Genomic DNA, 874 nt, shown 5'->3' with positions numbered 1-874 from the left:
GCAAAGGAAGCTCACGATTATGCGGAGTTGGCCAAGGGTCTCATGGCCTCGACACGCTAGGTCGGATCGACCGTGGGCGGCGCGGCATACCCCTCAACTCCGCATAACGCCGGACTCGGCATAATTCCTCTTATGCGGTGCGCCGCATAAGGAGAAGTCGATAGATGGCCTCATGGCGCTGGTACGCAGCGCGTGGGGCGAGGATGTCTACTCGGGGCACCTCTTCGCCTTCGTCTCGCGCAAGGGAGACAGAGTCAAAGTGCTGACGTGGAGCCGGGGCGGCTTCGTGCTGCTTTACAAGCGGCTGGAGGCGGGGCGCTTCCGGCTGCCGCCGGTGGACGAGGGCGCGCAGGTGGTGCACCTGGACGCCACGCAGTTGGCGATGCTGCTGGACGGCATTGACGTGGCCCAGGTGCGGCGTCAGCCCGCCTGGACGCCTCCCGGGCGCACGGGTACCTGACGCGCTGGGCCCGGGACGCAGTGCGGCGGTGAGGTGTTGAGACGGAGTGCCGCGCGAGCTTCCTCAAGACCACTTCTGCCCCTGGCGCGAGGAAGCCGAGGAACTCAAGGCCGAGGTGGGCCGCATCGGCGGCGAAGTGGACGCGCTCAAGGGGCAGCTGGCGGCCCTGCAGCGCCACGTTTTCGGACGCAAAGCGGAGAAGCTGCCCACGGTGGCCGCCGAGCTGCGAGCAGCTGCGGACGCCACGGCGGCCCGAGCCGAGGCCGCGAAGAAGAAGCGCCAGCAGATGTTGCTGAGCGAAGTGGTTGATGGAGAGCGCGGTCGCGACGAGCGCGTTGGTTGCCGGGAAGGGATGTTGCAGGCCGTGCGGAGTCCAGCAGCGAGCCGGATTCTGGCGCGCCACGCTGCGTGAGG

General features: G+C 67.8%; 2 protein-coding genes. Both read left to right on the top strand.

What is annotated here, in order from left to right; translation table 11 throughout:
- Positions 1–160: 160 nt before the first annotated feature.
- Entirely contained in the window at positions 161–460 is a 300-nt protein-coding gene (gene tnpB / locus FL311_RS43390) for an IS66 family insertion sequence element accessory protein TnpB (RefSeq protein WP_228557485.1), read from the top strand.
- Between the two features lie 46 nt (positions 461–506).
- Positions 507–872, top strand: coding sequence for a hypothetical protein (locus FL311_RS43385; RefSeq protein WP_141333553.1), 366 nt, complete (start codon positions 507–509; stop codon positions 870–872).
- Positions 873–874: the final 2 nt, after the last annotated feature.

Origin of the sequence: Myxococcus sp. AB025B, assembly GCF_006518215.1 — a bacterium.
Taxonomy (GTDB): Bacteria; Myxococcota; Myxococcia; order Myxococcales; family Myxococcaceae; genus Myxococcus; species Myxococcus fulvus.
Note: the sequence above shows the minus strand (reverse complement) of the source record. Positions and strands in the feature narration are given on the sequence as shown.